The organism is Streptomyces albofaciens JCM 4342 (genome assembly GCF_008634025.1).
In the GTDB taxonomy this organism is placed as follows: Bacteria; Actinomycetota; Actinomycetes; order Streptomycetales; family Streptomycetaceae; genus Streptomyces; species Streptomyces albofaciens.
Window position 1 is genome coordinate 3520378 of record NZ_PDCM01000002.1, and the last position, 19710, is coordinate 3540087.

Annotated in this window: 21 protein-coding genes and 1 pseudogene; 13 read left to right on the forward strand and 9 right to left on the reverse strand. The window is 72.3% G+C overall.

Translation table 11 applies throughout. From position 1 onward, the window contains the following. Window positions 1–35: 35 nt before the first annotated feature. Window positions 36–698 carry a TetR/AcrR family transcriptional regulator C-terminal domain-containing protein gene (locus CP973_RS35200; protein WP_150248074.1) on the reverse strand — a complete coding sequence of 221 codons (663 nt, stop codon included), beginning with the start codon at window positions 696–698 and terminating at the stop codon, window positions 36–38. A 38-nt stretch (window positions 699–736) separates the two neighbouring features. On the opposite strand from CP973_RS35200, the gene CP973_RS35205 reads away from it, so the two are divergent. Both CP973_RS35205 and CP973_RS35210 read left to right on the forward strand, forming a co-directional pair. Next, the gene (locus CP973_RS35205) at window positions 737–2293 is read left to right on the forward strand and encodes an FAD-dependent monooxygenase (protein ID WP_150248077.1); all 1557 of its coding nucleotides are present in this window, start codon (window positions 737–739) and stop codon (window positions 2291–2293) included. A 55-nt stretch (window positions 2294–2348) separates the two neighbouring features. Next, window positions 2349–2726: a nuclear transport factor 2 family protein gene (locus tag CP973_RS35210; protein WP_150248079.1), complete on the forward strand. Its 378-nt coding sequence runs from the start codon at window positions 2349–2351 to the stop codon at window positions 2724–2726. Window positions 2727–2735: 9 nt separating this feature from the next. Here CP973_RS35210 and CP973_RS35215 read toward each other — a convergent pair. Beyond that, window positions 2736–3884: pseudogene (locus tag CP973_RS35215) on the reverse strand (MFS transporter); the annotation flags it as partial. 53 nt (window positions 3885–3937) lie between these two features. Between CP973_RS35215 and CP973_RS35220 the strand changes: the two are divergent. Further along, the gene (locus tag CP973_RS35220) at window positions 3938–4777 is read left to right on the forward strand and encodes an AraC family transcriptional regulator (protein ID WP_150248081.1); all 840 of its coding nucleotides are present in this window, start codon (window positions 3938–3940) and stop codon (window positions 4775–4777) included. Here CP973_RS35220 and CP973_RS35225 read toward each other — a convergent pair. Continuing rightward, a complete protein-coding gene (locus tag CP973_RS35225) occupies window positions 4698–6095 on the reverse strand; it encodes a GntT/GntP/DsdX family permease (RefSeq protein WP_150248083.1) in 1398 nt (465 codons plus the stop codon). The two genes, CP973_RS35220 and CP973_RS35225, sit on opposite strands and share 80 nt — an antisense overlap. Window positions 6096–6254: 159 nt before the next feature. Further along, window positions 6255–6782 (reverse strand): gluconokinase, encoded by a 528-nt coding sequence (locus tag CP973_RS35230; protein WP_150248085.1) that lies wholly within the window; start codon window positions 6780–6782, stop codon window positions 6255–6257. A 134-nt stretch (window positions 6783–6916) separates the two neighbouring features. Between CP973_RS35230 and CP973_RS35235 the strand changes: the two genes are divergently transcribed. The 5 genes from CP973_RS35235 (at window position 6917) to CP973_RS35255 (ending at window position 9751) form a co-directional block, all read left to right on the forward strand. After that, window positions 6917–7624, forward strand: a complete 708-nt coding sequence (locus CP973_RS35235; protein ID WP_030376307.1) for a FadR/GntR family transcriptional regulator — start codon at window positions 6917–6919, stop codon at window positions 7622–7624. A 203-nt stretch (window positions 7625–7827) separates the two neighbouring features. Continuing rightward, window positions 7828–8208: a hypothetical protein gene (locus CP973_RS35240; protein WP_150248087.1), complete on the forward strand. Its 381-nt coding sequence runs from the start codon at window positions 7828–7830 to the stop codon at window positions 8206–8208. 23 nt (window positions 8209–8231) lie between these two features. After that, window positions 8232–8909, forward strand: a complete 678-nt coding sequence (locus CP973_RS35245; protein ID WP_150248089.1) for a hypothetical protein — start codon at window positions 8232–8234, stop codon at window positions 8907–8909. A gap of 27 nt (window positions 8910–8936) precedes the next feature. Continuing rightward, entirely contained in the window at window positions 8937–9323 is a 387-nt protein-coding gene (locus CP973_RS35250) for a hypothetical protein (protein WP_150248091.1), read from the forward strand. A 23-nt stretch (window positions 9324–9346) separates the two neighbouring features. Then, the gene (locus CP973_RS35255) at window positions 9347–9751 is read left to right on the forward strand and encodes a hypothetical protein (RefSeq protein ID WP_150248093.1); all 405 of its coding nucleotides are present in this window, start codon (window positions 9347–9349) and stop codon (window positions 9749–9751) included. Window positions 9752–9829: 78 nt separating this feature from the next. On the opposite strand, the gene CP973_RS35260 is transcribed toward CP973_RS35255, so the two are convergent. Beyond that, a complete protein-coding gene (locus tag CP973_RS35260) occupies window positions 9830–11530 on the reverse strand; it encodes an alpha-keto acid decarboxylase family protein (protein WP_150248095.1) in 1701 nt (566 codons plus the stop codon). A gap of 93 nt (window positions 11531–11623) precedes the next feature. Here CP973_RS35260 and CP973_RS35265 point away from each other — a divergent pair, with 93 nt between their 5' ends. Next, a complete protein-coding gene (locus CP973_RS35265) occupies window positions 11624–12109 on the forward strand; it encodes a MarR family winged helix-turn-helix transcriptional regulator (RefSeq protein ID WP_150248096.1) in 486 nt (161 codons plus the stop codon). A 14-nt stretch (window positions 12110–12123) separates the two neighbouring features. Here CP973_RS35265 and CP973_RS35270 read toward each other — a convergent pair whose 3' ends face one another. Further along, window positions 12124–12333, reverse strand: coding sequence for a hypothetical protein (locus CP973_RS35270; protein ID WP_078575139.1), 210 nt, complete (start codon window positions 12331–12333; stop codon window positions 12124–12126). A gap of 236 nt (window positions 12334–12569) precedes the next feature. Between CP973_RS35270 and CP973_RS35275 the strand changes: the two genes are divergently transcribed. Then, complete coding sequence (locus CP973_RS35275; RefSeq protein ID WP_244410197.1) at window positions 12570–13442, forward strand: L,D-transpeptidase family protein; 873 nt, start codon at window positions 12570–12572, stop codon at window positions 13440–13442. 244 nt (window positions 13443–13686) lie between these two features. Here CP973_RS35275 and CP973_RS35280 read toward each other — a convergent pair whose 3' ends face one another. The 3 genes from CP973_RS35280 to CP973_RS35290 all read right to left on the reverse strand — a co-directional run bounded on the left by CP973_RS35280 (window position 13687) and on the right by CP973_RS35290 (window position 17704). After that, on the reverse strand, window positions 13687–14835 hold the full coding sequence (locus CP973_RS35280) for a hypothetical protein (protein ID WP_208853359.1): 1149 nt from the start codon (window positions 14833–14835) through the stop codon (window positions 13687–13689). Next, window positions 14835–15578, reverse strand: a complete 744-nt coding sequence (locus CP973_RS35285) for an RNA polymerase sigma factor (RefSeq protein WP_150248099.1) — start codon at window positions 15576–15578, stop codon at window positions 14835–14837. Before CP973_RS35285 ends, CP973_RS35280 begins: the two co-directional genes overlap by 1 nt. 497 nt (window positions 15579–16075) lie before the next feature. Continuing rightward, window positions 16076–17704, reverse strand: a complete 1629-nt coding sequence (locus CP973_RS35290; protein ID WP_150248101.1) for a beta-N-acetylhexosaminidase — start codon at window positions 17702–17704, stop codon at window positions 16076–16078. A 242-nt stretch (window positions 17705–17946) separates the two neighbouring features. Between CP973_RS35290 and CP973_RS35295 the strand changes: the two genes are divergently transcribed. The 3 genes from CP973_RS35295 (at window position 17947) to CP973_RS35305 (ending at window position 19687) form a co-directional block, all read left to right on the forward strand. Next, window positions 17947–18549 (forward strand): 2-oxo-4-hydroxy-4-carboxy-5-ureidoimidazoline decarboxylase, encoded by a 603-nt coding sequence (locus tag CP973_RS35295; protein WP_150248103.1) that lies wholly within the window; start codon window positions 17947–17949, stop codon window positions 18547–18549. A gap of 277 nt (window positions 18550–18826) precedes the next feature. Then, a complete protein-coding gene (gene sdhC, locus CP973_RS35300) occupies window positions 18827–19207 on the forward strand; it encodes a succinate dehydrogenase, cytochrome b556 subunit (protein WP_003985924.1) in 381 nt (126 codons plus the stop codon). Between the two features lie 9 nt (window positions 19208–19216). Then, window positions 19217–19687: a succinate dehydrogenase hydrophobic membrane anchor subunit gene (locus CP973_RS35305; protein ID WP_030181769.1), complete on the forward strand. Its 471-nt coding sequence runs from the start codon at window positions 19217–19219 to the stop codon at window positions 19685–19687. The last annotated feature ends 23 nt before the right edge of the window (window positions 19688–19710 follow it).

The window sequence follows — 19710 nt, forward strand, 5'->3', positions numbered from 1 at the left end:
GCGGGCGCCCGGGAAACGGCTCCCCGGGCGCCCCCCTACCCGTCCTCCAGCAGCGTGGCCTCGATCCCCGCGATGACGGCCCGCAGACCGTCGTCGAAGCCGCGGGCGGTGTCACCGAAGTACTCCTCACCGGCCACCACCGTGAGCGGGAAGTCGGCACCGAGGCGCCGCTTCCGGTCGTCCAGGTCGTAGGTGGGATCGCGCCACGGTTCCCCGGGCACCGGGAAGACGGACTGTTCCTCGATGACGTAACCGATCGTGTACGTGTAGACCGTGAACCAGGCGCGCGCGGCACGGTGTGGCCGGAATCCGGCGGCCGTCAGCGCGCTCATGAAGATCTCCATCGGCCGCATCGACGCGGAGTTGTCCAGCCGGGTGCCGCCGAAGACCTTGCCGCCGTCGCGGTAGGTGAGCAGCGTGCGCCGCATGCCCCGGCACGACTCGGTGAGCAGCGCCTTCCAGTCGCCGCCCCCGAAGTCCGGGCCCGCCGCGACAAGGGGCGCGGTCATCCGCTCGTACAGCTCGGTGGCCATCTCGTCGAGCAGTTCCTGCTTGTTCTTGAAGTGCCAGTACAGGGCGGGCGCCTGGACGTTCAGTTCCTTGGCGATGCGGCGCAGCGTGAGCCCGTCGAGGCCGACGTCGTTCAGCAGGCCCAGGGCGGTCTCCGCCACCAGTTTCCGGTCGAGTCTCGTAGCCACGTTGACAATTTAACACCGTTAAGCGCACCCTCGGAAGCATGGAACTTAACAGCGTTAAGGACACCGCTTCCGTTTCCGCCGACGCCCTGCCCGAGCACGTGGACGTACTGATCGCCGGCGCCGGACCCACCGGCCTGGCCCTCGCCGTCGACCTCGCCCGGCGCGGCGTGCGCGCCCTCGTCCTGGAGCGCCGGGACCAGCTGTCGCCCGGCACCCGCGGCAGCGGCATACAGCCGCGCACGCAGGAGGTCTACGAGGACTTCGGCGTGCTCGACGCGATCCGGGCGAGCGGCTCCCGGTACCCGAAGGTCGGGTCCTGGAAGGACGGCCGCATGATCAACGAGTACGTGTTCGTGGAAGGCGTCCCGCCGACACCGTCCACCCCGTACGGCACGATGATGATGGTCCCGCAGTGGCGGAACCTGGAGATCCAGTACGCGCGGCTGACCGAACTGGGCGGCACGGTGGCGTTCGGGGCCGCGCTGGAGTCGTTCACGCAGGACGCGGACGGCGTGCAGGCCCGGGTCGTCCGCGCCGACGGCACCGCCCGTACGGTGCGCGCCGCCTACCTGGTCGCGGCCGACGGCGGGCGCAGCACGGTACGCAAGGCGCTCGGCGTCACCATGACCGGGGAGAGCATCGCCGCGCACCCGATGCTCCTCGCCGACATCCGGCTGGACGGGCTGGACAAGCAGCACTGGCACATGTGGGAGGCCTTCAACGCCACCGACTTCGTCGCACTGCTCCCGGCGCCGCTGAACGACTACTTCCAGCTCATCGCGGGCTTCGCGGACCCCGCGGCGGAGCCGGACACCGCACCCGACGCCGTGCGCAAGCTCGTCGCGGAGCGCACCCACCTCACCCTGGACCAGGTGGGCGAGGTGCTGTGGTCCTCCGCCTTCCGTCCGAACGCCGCCCTGGCCGACCGGTTCCGGGTGGGCCGGGTCTTCCTCGCGGGCGACGCGGCGCACGTCCACTCCCCCGCCGGCGGCCAGGGCCTGAACACCAGCGTCCAGGACGCCTACAACCTCGGCTGGAAGCTGGGCCAGGTCATCCGGCACGGCGCGCCCGGCTCCCTGCTCGACACCTACGAGGCCGAGCGGCAGCCGATCGCCGCCCGCATCCTGGACACCAGCACCCGGCTGCACCGCTCGGGGGACATGCGGCGCGGCAAGGACCTGCACCAGATCGACTTCGGGTACCCGGACGGACCGCTGTCCGCCGAGCGGCGCACCGGCCTTCCCGACGGCGCGCTCCGCGCCGGCGACCGGGCCCCGGACGCGCCCTGCACCACCCCCGACGGCACCCCGCGACGCCTCTTCGAGGTCTTCCAGGGCCCGCACTTCACCCTGCTGGCCGTCGGCGACATCGAACTCCCGGCGCTGGGCGGCGAGATGATCCGTACGTGCCGCGTCGGCGGACCGGACCCCGACCTGCTGGACTCCGAGGGCCACGCCCATCAGGCGTACGGCGAGGGGCTGTTCCTCGTCCGGCCCGACGGCTATGTGGGGCACGCCGCCGAGGACGCCTCGGGCCTGCCGGACGAACTCGCCCGGTACGGGCTCCTCGTGGGCAGCGGGACGCCGGTGCGGTGACCGGGACGGTTCACGGGACGGGCGCGCCCGGCAAGGCGACTGATATGACTGGCGCATGCAGGAAGAGACCGCTCAGTCCGCGATCGACACGTTCCTCTCCGCGTTCAACGCCCCGGACGACAGCCGTGTGACCGCGCTGCTCGCCCAGGCCCTCACCTCGGACGTGGTCTTCTACGGACCGCTGGGCCGCAGTGAGGGCATCGAGGCGGTCGAGCGCTTCGTGCTGGACCTCCGGCGTCACCCGGCGGGGGCCGGCACGATGGTGCGCTGCTCAGCGGTGGACATGCCGGGCGAGTGGGCCCGGTACCGGTGGGTCTTCACCACACCGGGCGGCGGCCCCCGCCTGGCCGGGACGGACGTCGTCCACCTGCGGCGCAGCCTCATCGACCAGGTGATCGTCTTCGCGGGGGAGATCGGGCCGCCCGCCGCCTGAGCCGTCCTCCCCCGGCTCGGTCAGCGTCCGCGCGACGAGCCAGGCCACCCCGCACAGCGCGATCAGCGGCAGCAGCGCGGTGCGCAGGCCCATGGTGTCGGCGAGGGCGCCGATGGCCGGGCTGGCGACGCCGCCGACGCTGACGGCGAGGCCGAGGGTGACGCCGCTCGCGGTGCCCATCCGGTTCGGCAGCAGGTCCTGGCCGAGCGTGATGTGCAGGGAGAACGGCACGTACAGGGCCATGGCCGTCAGGGCGGCGAAGAGGTACAGGGCGGGGCCGGGGACGAGGATCAGCCCGGCGACGGCCGGGACGCAGGCCGCGTAGGCGATCCGTACCGTACGGACCCGGCCCCACCGGGACGCCAGCCGGCCGCCGAGCACGGTCCCCACCGCGCCGCCCGCGAACAGCACGAACAGGGCCGCCGAACCCGCGGCGGCGCCGCCGCCCACCCGCTGCTCGGCGTAGACGGCGATGAAGGCGCTCAGGCCGACGAACACGACGGACCGGCAGACGATGACGGCGGTCAGCCGCAGGAACTCCGGCCAGTTGTCGCGGCCCGCCTTGCGCGCCGCGGCCTTGGCGACGGCCGCCCGCGGCGCCAGGGCGCGGATCACGCGGGCGGTCAGCAGGACACCGGCCACCGCGGGCACCGCCAGCCACGGCGACGCGCCGAGCGAGCCCGCGGAGAGCAGCGGGCCGACGGCGGCCGGGGCGAGGGCGAAGCCGATGTTGCCGCCGAGGGAGTACCAGCCCATGGCGACGTGGCTGCCGCCGCTCGCGACACGGGCCAGCCGCGCGGACTCCGGGTGGTAGGCGGCCACCCCGATGCCGGAGAGGGCGACCGCGGCGCAGGTCAGGACGTAGGAGTCGCCGAGTCCCGACAGGGCGATGCCCAGACCGGCGCAGAGGGTGCTCACCGGGATCAGCCAGGGCATCGTCCAGCGGTCGGTGAGCGAGCCGAACAGGGGCTGCACGATGGAGGAGAGGAGGGTGGCGGCCAGCACGATGCCGGAGGCGGCGGCATAGCCGTAGTGGCGCTCGGCCACCAGGAAGGGCACCAGGGCCGGGACCGCGCCCTGGTAGAAGTCCACTGCCGCGTGGCCGACGGACATCATCGTGACCGGCCGCCGGGGCGCGGACACCTGTTTCGTCGTCATGTACCGATCATGGCGAGCGCGCCGGTGGCGGACTTCCCATAAGCTGCCACGTCATGCCGGTTTTCCGCCAACATCCGCCGCACGTCACGACCGTCACCCGCTTCCTGCCGCAGGGCACCCGGGTGGCAGCGCATCAGCACGACGTCCACCAGATCGTCTACGCGGGGCGCGGGGTGCTGACCGTGACGACGGACGCCGGGAGCTGGGTGGCGCCCGCCACCCGCGCGATCTGGATCCCGGCCGGGACGGTGCACGAGCACCGGGCGCACGGGGACACCGATCTGCACACCGTCGGCGTGCCGGTGGGCGCCGACCCGCTGGGGCTGGACCGGCCCGCCGTCCTGGCGGTCGGCCCGCTGCTGCGCGAGCTGATCATCGCGTACAGCGGTCCGGGCAGCCGTCGCACGGCGGAGGCGCGGCGCCTGCTGGCCGTACTCCTCGACCAGCTGCGCCACGCCCCGCTCCAGGCCCTGCACCTGCCCACGCCCCGCGACCCGCGCCTGGCGGCGGTGTGCGCGATGCTGCGCGCCGACCCCGCCGACCCGCGCCCGCTCGCCGGGCTCGGCGCCGCCGCCGGGGCGAGCGAACGGACGCTGGCCCGCCTCTTCCGCGCCGAGCTGGGCATGACCTTCCCGCAGTGGCGTACGCAGCTGCGGCTGCACCACGCGCTGGTGCTGCTGACGCGGGACGACCCGGCGCTGTCCGTGACCGCGATCGCGCACCGCTGCGGCTGGGCCTCGGCCAGCGCCTTCATCGACGCCTTCCGCCGGTCGTTCGGACACACGCCGGGCGCCCACCGGGACCTGTACGGCGCTACAGCACCAGGGACAGCAGCAGCACGCACACGATCCCGACGACCGAGATCAGCGTCTCCATCAGCGACCAGGTCTTGATCGTCTGACCGACGTTCATGCCGAAGTACTCCTTCACCATCCAGAAGCCCGCGTCGTTGACGTGGCTGAAGAACAGCGAACCGGCGCCGACGGCGAGGACGAGCAGGGCGGTGTGGGTGGTGGACATGTCGGCGGCCAGCGGCGCCACCAGGCCCGCTGCGGAGATGGTGGCGACCGTCGCGGAGCCGGTCGCGAGCCGGATCGCGACCGCGATCAGCCAGGCCAGCAGCAGGGTGGAGATGTTCCAGTCCTTGGACAGCTCCAGGATCATCTGCCCGACGCCCGCGTCCACCAGGGTCTGCTTGAAGCCGCCGCCCGCTCCCACGATCAGCAGCACACCGGCGATCGGCGCGAGGGACTTCTCGACGGTGGAGGCGATCCGGCCCTTGGTGAAGCCGGCCGACCGGCCCAGCGTGAACATGCCGACGACGACGGCGGTGAGCAGCGCGATCAGCGGCGAGCCGACCACGTCGAAGACGCGCTGGACCGTGGTGCCCTTGTCGTCCACGACGACGTCCACCAGGGCCTTGGCCAGCATCATCACGACGGGCAGCAGCACGGTGGCGACGGTGATGCCGAAGCCGGGACGCTTGTCCAGCTCGCCGGAGGCCCGCTCGGGGACCATCTTCTCCGGCGGGCGGATGTCCACCCAGCGGGCGGCGTAGCGGGAGAACAGCGGACCGGCGACGACCGCCGTCGGGATGGCGACGATCACGCCGAGCGCCAGGGTGACGCCCAGGTTGGCGTGCAGCGCGTCGATGGCGGCCAGCGGGCCGGGGTGCGGCGGGATCAGGCCGTGCATCACGGACAGGCCGGCCAGCGCCGGGACGCCGATGCGCATCAGGGAGAAGTTGCCGCGCTTGGCGACCAGCAGCACCACGGGGATCAGCAGCACGATGCCGACCTCGAAGAAGATCGGCAGGCCCACGATGCCCGCGATCAGCACCATCGCCCACGGCATCACCCGCCCGCTCGCCTTCGCCAGGATCGTGTCGACGATCTGGTCGGCGCCGCCGGAGTCGGCGAGCAGCTTGCCGAGGATCGCGCCCAGCGCGATCAGGATGCCGGTGCCCGCGACCGTACTGCCCAGGCCGGACGAGAAGCTGGCGATGGCCTTGTCCAGCGGTGCGCCCGCGACCGCGCCCAGCACCAGCGAACCGATGATCAGGGACAGGAAGGCGTGCAGCTTGAACTTGGTGATGAGCAGGACGATGACGGCGATGCCCGCGAGGACGGCGATGCCGAGCTGCGCGTGACCGGCCGAGGTGATCGGCTCGGTCGCATCCGCTGCCAGCATCTCGACGCTGAGATGTGTCACGGCTGTTCCCTAAGGGGTGCTGTTGCTGGTTGTGGTGCCCCCGGGCGGTTGCGCGGGGGCGTGCGGAGCCGTGTCCCCGCGCGGTGGCGGGGGGCGCGGCCCGTGGCCGGGCGGGGCCCGGGGTCAGGCGGAGGCCCGGGGTCGGGCAGGGACCTGTGGTCAGGCGGGGGCGGGCCGGCCGGTGTCGTAGCGGCGCAGCGCCTCGACGGCACGCCCGGCGATCTCCTGCGGGGTGCCGGAGACGTCCACGGCGACGCCCGCCTCGTCGGCGCCGAGCGGCTCCAGGGTGGCGAACTGGGAGTCCAGCAGCGCGGTGGGCATGAAGTGGCCCTTGCGCTCGGCCATCCGGGACTCGATCAGCGACCGGTCGCCCGTCAGGTGCAGGAAGACGATGCCGGGCGCGGCGGCCCGCAGGCGGTCACGGTAGGCGCGCTTGAGCGCCGAGCTGCTGACGACACCGCCCCGGCCCGCGCGGCCGTGCGCCCAGGCGCCGATGGCGTCCAGCCACGGCCACCGGTCGGCGTCGTCGAGCGGGGTGCCGGCGGACATCTTGGCGATGTTGGCCGGGGGGTGGAAGTCGTCGCCCTCGGCGTAGGGGACATCAAGGTCGGCGGCCACCAGCGGCCCGATCGTCGTCTTGCCGGTGCCGGCCACGCCCATCACGACGATGACGTGGGGGGTGCTCATCCCGTGTACCTCGCTGTCCTCTTTGACCTCGGTCTGTCGTCCCACTGAAACCCATGGGATACGACGTATTCAAGCCTCTGTGACGTAAAAGTCATACTTAAAGGCGGCCCCCTCCGGGAACGTAGGCTGAACCCATGGAGAACCAGGGGGCGGGACAGGGACTGCACGCGCGGGTACTGGAGACCCTGGGACCCGCCATCACCGCGGGCGAGTACCCGCCGGGCACGATCTTGCGCACCGACGAGCTGGAGGAGCGCTTCGAGGTCTCCCGTACGGTCATCCGCGAGGCGATACGGGTCCTGGAGTCCATGCACCTGGTCGCCTCGCGGCGCCGGGTCGGCGTGACCGTCCGCCCCGCCGAGGAGTGGAACGTCTACGACCCGCGCGTCATCGGCTGGCGCCTGGCCGGGCCCGACCGCCCCCGGCAGCTGCGCTCCCTGACCGTGCTGCGCTCCGCCGTCGAGCCGGTCGCGGCGGGCCTGGCGGCCCGGCACGCCACGCCGCGGCAGTGCGCCGAACTGACCGAGCACGCCATGGGCATGGTCGCCACCTCACGCGGCCAGCAGCTCGACGCGTACCTCGTGCACGACACGGCCTTCCACCGCGTCATCCTGAACGCCTCCGGCAACGAGATGTTCGCCCGCCTCGGCGACGTGGTGGCCGCGGTCCTCACCGGCCGCACCCACCACCACGTGATGTTCACCGACCCCGACCCGGCCGCGGTGACCCTGCACGTCCAGGTCGCCGAGGCGGTACGGGTCGGCGACGCGGACCGCGCCGAGGAACTGACCCGCGAGATCACGGTCGGCGCCATGGCCGAACTGGACGTGCTGGCACCGTAGTCGCGGCCGACCACGAGACGAGACCCCGGCGGCCCGGACGGGAATTCGTGGTCGTCCGCCGGGTTCCCGTTCCGTACCGAAGTATCAGGCCTTTTCCCTTCCCAACGGCGATCCGGCCGGGGCTAACTGTGGGGGCACGGCGCGGCACCGGAAACGGTGCCCTTCTTCTGCGCCGCAGCACAGTTCGGAGAAAGGCCAGAACCTTGAGAACTGCCCGAAGGACCGCATTCGGCCTGGCGGCCGGCGCCACCCTCTGCGCTTCCGCCCTGGCCCTCGCCCCGGCCGCGCATGCCGGAACCGGCACCTCCATCAAAATCACCCACAAAGGAGGGTTCGTCGCCACCACCTGTTACGAGTGGCTGGGCATTCCCGACAAGGGCGAGGACTGCAACCAGGCAAAGGCCGTGGGGCAGACCTGGACCAGGGAACTGCCGGAGGGGACGACCTCCGTCGTGATCAACCTGAAGCTGTCGCCGTGGGACAAGAACAGGGACAGCGCGGCGGTGCAGGACGTCACCAAGAACCACTGCTTCGAGATCCGGGGAATGCTCGGCTCGGAACATCTGGTCGAAACCGGCTGCTGACTCACGAGGGAGAGACCAGATCCATGAACGTCACACGTGCGGGCATCGTGGCCGGTGCGCTCACCGCCGCATTCGCCTTCACCGCCCCGACGGCTTCCGCCACCCCGCCCGAGTACAAAGCGGTGGACGGCGCGACGGACAACTGGGTGAACGAGGGCAAGCCCTCGGTCGAATACAACAACGGGATCAAGGACACCGACCCGGCGCGCATCAAGGAAGTCCTCGACCAGTGCAAGGGCCAGTCGGCCTCGTGCAAGGCGACCACGGTCGGCTCCCCGGAGAGGGTGACGAAGTGGTTCGAGGCGGGGGAAGGCGGCGGCAACCCCAAGGTGGTCGAGAACTGCCGGACGGACGACGGCGCGAAGGACGTGGACCACACGGTCGGCGGCATGCACGCGTTCGCCTGGAGCTGGAACATCGGGGGCAGCGTCGACATCCCGCTGGCCAAGGGTGTCGGCATCGGAGTCAAGGGTGAGTACACCGAGACCAATACCGAAACGAAGACGGAAACCACCAAGATAACCGTGAAGCCGGGTTATCGGGGGACGGTCCAGGTCGGTCACGACATGGAGCGCACCACTTCGGACATCACCATCCAGGGCGGGAAGTTCGGCGGCGCGAAGATATCCGGAGTACGTACCGAGGCCCTCCTCAAGGGCAGCGCCGGGCGCATCAAGCCGGACATCGTGAAGTGCGGTTAGCAGCGGGACCGACAAAAGGACACAGTCATGACGAACATCAGGAGAGCGGCAGCCTGCGCCACCGCCGCGATCGGCATCGGACTGGCCGGCACAGCAGTGACGGCAGCGCCGGCCTTCGCCGCGGGATCGGGCCACTACATCAACTTCTCGAACGAGGGCGGGTTCCTGGTCAACACCTGCTACAAGTGGCAGGGCTCGCAGACCGCCGACACCTGTGACTCCGGAAAGCCCATCACCTCCACCTGGCGCGTGGAAATACCGGACGACGCGACCGGCGTGGAACTCAACGTGAACGTACTGGCGCAAGCCGGCGGCAAGAATCTCTCACCGCAGATCACCGACCTGAAGCGGGATTACTGCTACACGCTCTACGGCACCACGTTCACCGCGAAGATGGTCGAGAAGACGTGCTGAGCCGGGACGGGAGGAACACGGGCATGCACACCGGAAAGCGACGGATGAAGCGCGCGGGCGGATACGGTGCGGCCACGCTCGCCATCGTCCTGGGCGGTGGAATCCTGACGGCGCCGTCGGCCGCCGCGAGCACGGACAACTACATCCAGTTCAAGAACGACGCGCTGTACTTCGTCAGCACCTGCTTCGAATGGCAGGGCCAGGGCGGAGTGCTGAAGACCGACTGCTACGAGGCCAAGGCCAAGGGGCAGACCTGGAAGGCGTACTTCCCCGCGGAGGCGGCCAAGGCCAACGTCAAGGTGACCTTCGCCGGTTACACGGGCGGCCCGCCGAAGACCGTCACCGTCGACGACGTCGACAAGAACCACTGCTACCAGCTCAAAGGGACGTGGCCGAACTACGCCGACGTCCTGCGCGTGAACTGCTGACCCGGGCACCGCCGGAACATGGCGGCCCCCGGACCACCGGTCTCCCCCAAGACCGCCGGTGGCCCGGGGGCCGCGCCGTCAGGCCCCGTACGCGTTCTGCGCGGCGAACCGCTCCGCCAGCGCCGTGAGCAGTTCGGGCGCGTCCTCGCGCGGCAGCACCGCCTCGATCAGCACCAGTTCGTCCGGTGTACGGGCGGCGAGGGCGAGCGCGTCGGCCAGTTCGGCGGGGGTCGTCACCCGTACCGCGACCGTGCCGGGGCCCGCGCCGAAGGCTGCGGGCAGGGCCGTGTAGTCCCAGGCGGCGATGTCGTTGTAGGAGGCGGTGGCGCCGTGGATGGCCCGTTCGACCGTGTAGCCGTCGTTGTTGACGACCACGATCACCGGGGCCGCGCCGTACCGGGCCATGGTGCCCAGCTCCTGCGCGGTGAGCTGGAGGGAGCCGTCCCCGATCACCAGCACCGAACGCCTTCCGGGCGCGGCGAGTTCGGTACCGAGGGTGGCGGGCAGGGTGTAGCCGATCGAGCCCCACAGCGGCTGCCCGACGAACCGCGCGTCCGCGGGCAGCGGCACTTCCTGGGCACCGTAGAAGGCGGTGCCCTGCTCGGCGACGAGCACACTGCCCTCCGGCAGGAAGGAGCCGACGGCCGACCACAGATGACGCTGCGTCAGCTCCGCTCCGGCGGCGACAGCCGGATACGCGACGGTCTCCCCGTACCCGTCCGGCACCGGGAGCCGCGCGTCCCGCAGCACTCCCCGCAGCCCGCCGACCGCCTCGGCCATGCCTATCCCCTCGTACACCGCGCGGCCCGCCGCCGCCCGCGACGGCCGCAGTTCGATGGTGCGCTCCGGGGCGAAGTGGTGGCTGAAGCCGCCGGTCACACTGTCCGAGACCGGGGCGCCGACCAGGATCAGGCAGTCCGCGTCCTCGACGGCCGACCTGGCCCGCTTGTCGCTGATCCCGCCGGTGTACGTGCCGGCGAACCCGGCGGCGGTCTCGTCCAGCACGCCCTTGCCGCTGGAGAACACGGCGGAGCGGACCGGCGCGGCGGCGAGCAGCTCGCGCAGCGGTTCGCGCAGCCCGTAGCGCTCGGCCTCGTGACCGGCCAATACGGTGACGCGGCACGCCCCGTCCAGCATCCGCGCGCAGCTCGCGAGGAAGTCCCGCAGCAAGCCGGGATCGGCCGCCTCCTCCGCCGCGACCAACGGCTCGCCCGGAGCCGGCACCCGGGCCAGGACGACATCCGTCGGCAGGTTCAGGTGGACCGGCCTGCTCTGCCGGAGCATGGCGCGCAGTACGCGGTCGATCTCCGCGGGCGCGTTGTCCGCGGTCAGGTCGGCGCGCGCCACGGTGACTTCGGCGAACATCCGGCCGAAGTGGCCGTAGTCGCCGTCCATCAGGGTGTGGTGCACCGGGCGGCCCGCCGAGGCGACCTCGGTGGCGGGCATGCCGGTGACGGCGACGAGCGGCACCGATTCGGCGTACGCGCCGGCGACGCCGTTGACGGCCGACAGTTCGCCGACGCCGAAGGTGGTGACGAGGGCCGCGGCGCCGCGCAGCCGGGCGTAGCCGTCGGCGGCGTAGGCGGCGTCCAGTTCGTTGCAGGTGCCCACCCAGGTGTGCTCCGGGGAGTCGGCGACCTGGTCGAGGAAGCCGAGGTTGTAGTCGCCGGGCACGCCGAAGAGGTGTTCGACGCCCAGCTCGCGCAAGCGGTGGAGGAGGTATGCGGCGACGGTGACGCGGGGGGTGTCCTGCGGGCCGTCCGAGGGGGTGTCCGGCATGACGCGACCGGCCTTTCTTCACACGTGAACCCTTTAGGTCAAGGTCGTTGACCCAAGTAGCGACTCTACGGAACCCCGGGATAAAATGTCAACATGCTTGACCCTAATCGTCCGGACGCCTTCGACCGCGACTTCACCCTCTTCTACTTCGCCTACCGCGCGTTCACCGGAGCGGCCGACGAGGCCCTCACCGAACACGGCATGGGCCGGGCCCACCACCGCATCCTGACCTTCCTCGCGTACTCCCCCGGCATGAGCGTCGGCGAGCTGTGCCGGACGCTCCAGCTCACCAAGCAGGCCATCAACGGGCCGCTGCGCAAGCTCACCGAGGAGCGGATGGTGCGGATGACACCCGGGGCGCAGGACCGGCGCCGCAAGGAACTCCACCTCACCGACCGCGGCGCGGAACTCGAACGCAAGCTGCACGAACGCCAACGGGCCCTGTTCGCGGCGGCCCTGGAGGAAGCGGGCCCGGAGGCGGCCGAGGGCTGGCGGACGATGCTGGCCCCCCTGGCCGGCCAGGACTGGACGGCGTTCACCACCTCCGTGGCCGAACGACGCGCGTCCCGGCAGCCGTAGCGGTCACGGCCCCGTCAGAACAACGGCTGCTGCCCCGGGAACGGCGGCTCCTCCGGATCGAACAGCCGCTCGGCGGGGGCCATCATCGGGGCGATACGGCGGGAGCCCGGGCACGACACGAGTTCCAGCACGGTCCGTCGCCCCGGCGGGTCGTGCCGGGCGAACCGTCCGCCGACAACGGCGATCTCTCGACTGCATACGGGGCAGGGGCGACGCGGTGACATTTCCTCAGTGTCTCCCGAGCGCGCCCCGGAGATGCGCGACGGGTGGCACCAGCGCCCGCCCCGCCCCGGTCGCACCACGCGCCGCACGCGCCGTAGGAGTGCGCCGTACCGCACATTCGTGCCCCCGCACCACAGGGTGGCCCCAGGTTCGGGCCGCCGTGGCCCTGGGAAACAAGGGAAGGGGCCGGTGACACTCCGGGGGTGACGTGATGACGCGGATGCGGAGAGGACGAGCGGTGCGCAAGGGACAGGCGGTGGCCGCGGGGCTGCTGGTGGTGGCCGTGACGGCCGGCTGCAAGACGGTGGTGATCACGCCGTCCGGCGGTTACTCGCCCACGGCCGCGCCCCCGCAGAGCCATACGCCCCAGCGCGCGGAAGCACGGCCGGCGCGCACCCCCGCCCAGGCGCCCCCCAAACGGCCCCGCCCCACCAAGCCGAGGAAGCCCGCCAGACCCGCCAAGCACGCGCGCGGCCCCGCGAAGACCGTCCTCGCCCAGGGCTCCCGCGGCCCCCGGGTCCGCGCGCTCCAGGCCCGGCTGGCGCAGCTGTCGCAATTCCACCGGAAGCCCACCGGTTTCTACGGCCGGCACACCGCCGCCTCCGTCTCGGCCTTCCAGCGCAAGTACGGCCTGCGCCGCACCGGCACCCTCGACAAGGCGACCTGGAGCACCCTGCGCGCACTCACCCGCCCGCCCACCCGCGCCGAGATGTACCCGTCCACCAGCAGGCCGGTCGCCGCCCCCGACCGCCGCTGCCTGCGGGGCCGGGTCCTGTGCGTCAGCAAGCGGAGCAACACCCTCGCGTGGATGGTGGACGGCCAGGTGCGCTCCACGATGGACGTCCGGTTCGGCGCGCAGTACACACCCACCCGTGAGGGCACGTTCCGGATCAGCCTCAAGAGCCGCCGCCACGTCTCGTCGATCTACCACACGCCCATGCCGTACGCGATGTTCTTCAGCGGCGGCCAGGCCGTCCACTTCTCCCCGGACTTCGCCGCCCGCGGCTACCGCGGCGCCTCCCACGGCTGCGTGAACGTACGCGACAAGAACAAGATCGCCGCCCTGTTCCAGCAGGTCAGACTGGGCGACAAGGTGGTCATCTACAAGTAGCGGGCCCGATCAACCAACCCACCACGGCCCCAGCCATCAATGGAGCACCCCCCCCACCCACAGCAACCAGGTCCGCGAAAGCGGCGCCGGCTCAGGCGCAGGGGGGAGAGCGCGGGCAGGGCCGGGGGAACGTGCCCCGCCCGCGCCGGTGCGACGAGCCGTTGGTACGGGGGGAACCCCGGCTCGTGCGCGAGCCGATGACCAGTCGGCTTCACCACGTACTGCGCCGGGGGCCCGGAAAACGTCACACCCGCGTGACGCGGGGCGCTCCGGGGATGCGCAGTTCGCCGGGCGCGCCGGGGGTGGTGGTGACGGTGGCGGCGGGGTCGGTGGCGGTCCGGTGGGCGCCGGGGAACGGGAAGCCGAAGGACGGGCCGCGGCCGTGGCGGTCGTCGTCCTCGTCGTTGCCCCGGCCGCCCTTGCCGTGGCCCTGTCCGTGGCCGCCCTGGCCGTGGTCGCCGCGGCCGTGGCCGTCCTTGCCGTCGCCGTCGTGGCGTCCGCCCTCGTATGCGCCGTTCTTGCCGTGGGACAGGAACTGGCGGCAGAAGGCCTGCACCTTGTCCGGGCCGCCGGCGGCGCGCTCCAGGCGGCGCAGGGTGTCCTGGCCGAGGCCGGAGCCCTGGCGGGAGAGGTACGTACGGCAGAACGCGGTGCCGAGCCGGCGCTTCTCCTTGGCGTCCGGCTTGCGGTCGCGGTCGTCGTCGGAGCGGTTTCCGTCGTCGCCGGTCGGGTCCTGGCCGGGGGTGCTCTGTCCGGTCCGTCCCGGGGCGGGGGACTGGGTGCCGCCGCTGTCGCCGGCGTCGGTGGCCGGCGGCTCGGGCCGGTCGGTGCCGGGGGTGGCGTCCGGGACCGGTGAGGTGCCGCCGGTGGTGGTGTCCGTGCCGTCGGTCGTGGCCCCGCCGGGTGTCTCGGCGGCCGAGACGCTGGTGGCGGGGCCGGGGCCGGTTCCGCCGTGGAAGGGCGTGGGCAGCACGCCCACGCCGGCGGCCACGGCGACGCCGCCGAGCGCGCAGCCCGCCAGCGCCACCATGAATCCGCGCCTCAGCGGGCGTCCGAAGCGGGGGCGCGTGGCGGGTCCGGCGCCGCGCGGTGCCCGTACGGTGCCCAGCTCGGCCGTGCCGGCGCCACCGGCCGGGGCCGCGACGGGCGCGGCGGCATCGGCGCGCGCCTGCTCGTGGGAAGTCTCTGCGCGCGCCTGCCGGAAGGCGGCGACGGCGGCTTCCTCGCCGGGCAGCGCCGTGTCCGGGGCCGTGTTCCGGCCGGCCGCGGCGGCGGCGTTCAGCAGAGCGGTGAGTTCCGCGGCGCCGACGCCGTCCGGGGAACCGGCGGGTTCGCCGCGCAGCAGTCGCTCCGCGGCCTCCTCGTCGAGCCAGTCGTACCGGTCGTCGGCCATCACATGTCCTTCTGCGTTCGTGCGGCCGTTTCCGTCACACCCGGTACGTACGATTCCGCCGCGCCCTCACCCCGTGCGATGCCCTGTGCGGGCACCTCGCCCAGGGAACCTCCCAGGGGTCCGCCGCCCTTGCCCCGGCCGCCGCCGCGGCCGGACGCGGTGTCGCCGCCGTCCTCGCCGCCGTCGCCGAGCAGGTCGGCCAGCCGCCGCAGTCCGCGGTGCGCGGCGGTGCGTACCGCGCCGGGCCGTTTGCCCAGCACCCCGGCCGCGCTCTTCGCGTCCAGGCCCACCACCACCCGTAGCACGACGGCTTCGGCCTGGTCCTGCGGGAGCCGGGAGATGAGACGGAAGGTGCGGCCGGTGCCGAGGGCTTCCATGGCCTCGTCGGCGGTATCCGATGCGCCCGGTTTGTCGGCGAGTTCGGTTTCGTCGCCGCCGACCGCGGGGCGGCGGCCGCGCATCCGCAGGTGGTCCAGGGCCCGGTTGCGGGCTATCCGCGCGGCCCAGCCGCGGAAGCGGTCGGCGTCGCCGCTGAAGCGGGACAGGTCGCGGGTGATCTGGAGCCAGGCCTCGGAGGCGACGTCCTCGGCGTCAGCGTCTCCCACCAAGGTCCGTACATATCCGACAATCCGGGGATGCACGGCGCGGTAGACGGTACGGAACGCCGCCTCGTCTCCGTCCTGTGCCGCCTGTACGGCGACCGTCAGCCGGCCGTCGTCCGGCTGAATGTCGTCCCCTCGCACGGGTCCATCCTGTCGCACGCGGAAAGTCCGCCGCCCGGTCCTCGCTGATTCACTGTTCTCGGGGACCGCGGGTACTCCTGGTAACCCGTGTGTCCCCGCTGACGGTATCCCGACCCGCCCGCTCCCCGGGCATCCGGGCTGTTCCGGACCGTTCCGGCCTGCCGCTCCGCACCACCGGACGGGTACGCCCGGTGACCGCGCCGGGCGGCGCGGACCCGCACGCTACGGGCAGGGCACACCCCGCGTCCAGAGCCCGCCCGGCCGGCCGGGGCCCGGGCGCGCGGTACGGCGGCGGACCACGTGCACGGCACGGCCGGGGCCCGGGCGCGCGGTACGAACGGCACCGCGCCGCGCGCCCCCTGTGACGCTTTCGCGGCGCGCGGCGCTGTAGGGAACAGGGGCCCCTCACCGGGCTCCACTGGAACGACGGCCGGGGCCTCTCCTGTGGGGGGTGGCGGCCCCGGTCGTCCCCTCCCGCCGCAGCCGGCCTTGGCCGCTCAGACCTGGTTGGCCAGCTTCTTGAAGTCCTGCCAGGACAGGGCCGGCTCGCGGCGATCCCAGACCTTCTGCGCCAGCGCGCGCAGCGGCATCCGGATGCCGTCGGCGACCTGCTGCGGCGTCTGCTCATCGGCCAGGTCGCACCACACCGCGAAGCGCGCCCCCAGTACCCGGTCGGGCCCGGACGACGACTCCGGTACGGGCTCGGTGCCGCGCAGCACCCCGGGGGTCCACTGCCTGTAGATCCGCTCGCCGGTCGGATACGGCATGTTGTTGGGCTCGCCGAGGACGTAATAGAGGTACTCGTCGTTGAGGTTGATCACCTTGCGGTTCTCGCGCAGGTAGGCGCCCGGCTCGCGGGCGCCGATCTCCTTGCCCGTCCAGTAGGCGACGGTGCGGCCGGGGTCGGGCTCGACGTCCGTGTCCGGGAAGTAGCCGTCGTTCCACGCCTCGACATGCCGGGCACCGGCCGCGCGCACGGTCTTGTCCCGGTCGTTGAGCCAGCCGGTGGCCAGGTCCTCGATGGTGCCGCCGTCCCCGTACTTCTCCCGGGCGGCGCGGGCCAGCTGCGGATAGGTCTCGGCGGGCGACCGGTCGGCCAGCGCCCGGTACTCATCACCGCCGAGGTGCCAGTGCTTCCCGGGAAAGAGCGGGGCGAACTCGCGCAGCAGGTCGTCCACGATCGCGGCGGCCCCCGGCTGCGAGATGTCCATGGCGCCGCGCTCGGCGCGCCCGGCGGCGGTGCGCAGCTGGAGGTCCGGGTGGGCGCGCAGCACCGCGCCCAGGTGGCCGGGCGAGTCGATCTCCGGGATGACGGTGACGTGCAGCCCGCGGGCCACCTCGACCAGGTGGCGGACCTGGTCCTTGGTCAGGTGGTCCGCGGAGACGATCTCGGGGTGCTTCTCGCTCTCGATGCGGAAGGCCTGGTCGTCGGAGAAGTGCAGCTGGAGCTGGTTGAGCTTGAGGCCCGCCAGGTCGCGGATGCGGTCCTCGATCCACCCGGCGTCGAAGTGCTTGCGCGCGATGTCCAGCATGAAGCCGCGCTGGGCGCGGTCGGGGCGGTCCTCGACGGTGCCTTCGGGGACGCCGCCGGAGGTCCGTACGGACTGCAGGACGGTACGGGTGCCGTTGAAGATCCCGGCGTCGGTGGGGGCGGTGAGGGTCAGGCGGGTGCCGCGGGCGGTCAGGGTGTAGGCCTCGTCGGCGGTGTCGTACACGGGGGCGTTGTCGGCGCGTCCGGCCCCGTCGCCGGGCGACAGCTTCAGCTCGACGTCGCCCGGCCGTACGGTCTGCTTCCCCCAGACCGTCCGCAGGCCGCCCAGCTCCTGGGCGAACCGCTTGGCCTCGTCGGCGACCGGGCTCTTCTCGCCCGCGGGCACCACGACGCGGGCCTGCTTGGTGGGCCGCCAGCCGCGCCCCTCAGCAGCGCTGAACTTCTGTACGGCGGGCACGGTGCGCGGCGGTCCCTGCACCGGGTCCCAGGTGGGGGTGGGCGCGGCGGAGGGGGTACGGCCGCCGCTCCCGCTTCCCCGCGGAGTGCCGCCGTCCGAGCAGCCCGCGGCGGCCAGGGCGATGAGGGCGGCCGTCACCCCCGCCGTGATCGTCGCGGCCAGTTTTCCGGTCCTCATATACGCAAAACCTCCCTTTCCGGGGCGAAGGTATTGCCTGGTGACAGACGTAGCCGTCCACTACGCGCGCGGAATCTCTCTCATTCGGGTGAAATTCGCGCATCCGTCGGACAGCGATCGACAGACGTCGTTACGGTGTCGTCTCACCCGTTCACCCCTCCCGGAGCCCACGGCCCCGCGCGATCCGTCGCGGCCGCTCACTCCGGCCGCCCTGATCCGGCGTTCTCCGCCCCGAGGAGACCATGCAGCCCAGCGATACCCCGGCCGCCCCGCCGACACCGCTGCGCGCTCCCCGGCCCGCCACGCCCTCCCGGACGATCCCGCCGGCGCCGTCACCGCCGTCCGGCGCCACCGCCCGGCCCCGTACAGCCGGCCTGGCACGGCTGAACGCCGCGGCCACCGACGTCGCCGAGGCCGCCCTGCTGCGCTGCTGCGCCAGCCGCCGCTGGGCCCGCCGCCTGGCCGCGCACCGACCGTACCCCGACCTGGACGCCCTGCTGGCCGCAGCCGACGAGGCCGGCTACGACCTGACGCCGGACGACCTGGACGAGGCGCTGGCCGGGGAGTCCGTCTCGCCGCGCCCGCTGGTCGGCGCGCGCGGGCCGGGCACGCTCGCGGCACACACCGCGCTGCGCGCGGCACAGGCCGAGTACGAGCGCCGGTTCCGGCACGCCTTCGTCATCTGCCTGGACGGCTTCCGCGACACCGAAGTGCTGAACGCGGTGCTCACCGCGATCCACGACCGGCTCGGGAACGAGCCCGAGGAAGAGCGGGCCGTCACCGCCGACGAGCTGCGCCGGATCGTCCGCGGTCGGCTGGCCCACCTCGCGGCGTCCCGGGCCTGAGAGGCCCGGCCCCACGGCCCGCGGGACAGGGCCACCCGCCCCGAGAGGCCCGCTCCCGGGAAGACCCGCCCCTTACCCCGCTCCCCGCCTCCCGTACAGGGCCGGACCGCCCTCGTGCGATAGTCCGTACGTGCCTGTTTGATCACACCTGAGGACCCCGGCGGGAGGAACCGACAGTCCGTCGCTACGATGGCCGGGGCCGGTGGACCGTACCCGGCCGGGCCAGACCGACAGAGAAGCCGGCAGGCCCCAATCCCCGCTCCCGGAGGGTTTTTCCGTGCCGGCTGGAACGCTGTACCGCGGCCGGGAAGGCATGTGGTCCTGGGTGGCTCACCGAGTCACCGGCGTCCTCATTTTCTTCTTCCTGTTCGTGCACGTCCTCGACACCGCACTCGTCCGCGTCTCCCCCGAGGCCTATGACGACGTCGTTGCCACGTACAAGACGCCCCTCGTCAACGTGATGGAGTACGGCCTCGTCGCCGCCATCCTCTTCCACGCGCTCAACGGCCTCCGTGTGATCGCCGTGGACTTCTGGTCCAAGGGACCGAAGTACCAGAAGCAGCTGCTGTGGACCGTTGTCGGTGTGTGGGCCGTCCTGATGGCCGGCGCTTTCTACCCGGTGCTGCAGCACACGCTGCGCACCCTGTTCGGGAGCTGATGACGCGCGATGTCTGCTGAAACGACTCCTGCTGTGAACGACTCCGTGTCCCTGTACGACGTGGACAACCCGGCTCCCGTCATCGAGCCGCCCCGCAAGCGTACGAAGAAGACGCCCAAGACGACCCGTACGAACTTCGAGATGTACGGCTGGCTGTTCATGCGCCTGTCCGGCATCGTGCTGGTCGTCCTGGTCCTCGGCCACCTGCTGCTCCAGCTCGTGCTGGACGGCGGTGTCTCCAAGATCGGCTTCGCCTTCGTGGCGGGCCGCTGGGCCTCGCCGTTCTGGCAGGTCTGGGACCTGGTGATGCTGTGGCTGGCGATGCTGCACGGCGCCAACGGCCTGCGCACGGTCATCAACGACTACGCGCAGCGGGACAACACCCGCTTCTGGCTGAAGATGCTGCTGTACACCGCGACGGTGTTCACCGTCCTTCTGGGCACGCTGGTGATCTTCACCTTCGACCCGAACATCCGCTAGGCCACGGGGCTGAGGTAACCGAC